At 40.1% G+C, this 546-nt stretch carries 1 protein-coding gene; it reads right to left on the bottom strand.

What is annotated here, in order from left to right; genetic code table 11:
• On the bottom strand, positions 1-474 hold a 474-nt coding region (locus AC19MV_RS23065), incomplete at its 3' end, for a transposase (RefSeq protein WP_498310045.1).
• Between the last annotated feature and the right edge of the window lie 72 nt (positions 475-546).

The raw sequence follows: 546 nt of genomic DNA, 5'->3' as shown, positions 1-546 counted from the left end.
CCCCCAGTAGGCATTTAACTTTTTTCTTAACACCAATAATGCCGCAGTTTCTGCTAGGGCTGCATCCTTACGTTTTAACTCTTTTTCTAGCTCTTTAATTCGCTTACGGTCGGCTTTTCGCTCTTGGGCTAATTGCTTACGCTGCTGGGCTTGTGTTTGATTGCCTGCAATACAGCTTTGCTTCCATTCTTTAACTTGTTCAGGGTAAAGCCCTTTTTCACGGCAATACTCACTTAACTCAATTTCGCTTAATGCTGACGTTTCTAAAACAATTGAGAACTTTTGCTCTGGTGACCAACCATCTAAATTATTACTCTCTGCCAAACTAGAACCTACTTTTAAATACTTATCTCGCCATGAATACAAAGTAGATAAGTTGATACTTTCTAGCTTTGCGAATTGGCCTAATGATAAGCCACTTTCAAGGAGCTTTCTAATGACGGCTTGCTTATGCTCTTCTGGATAATGCTTCATTCATAACAAACTTACCGCTCCCTGTTTTATTTTTATGAAAAACTGAGGCGACAACTATCCTGACACAGGGGG

It is taken from the genome of Shewanella sp. MF05913, from assembly GCF_059758095.1.
This window is presented reverse-complemented; position numbering and strand designations above follow the sequence as displayed.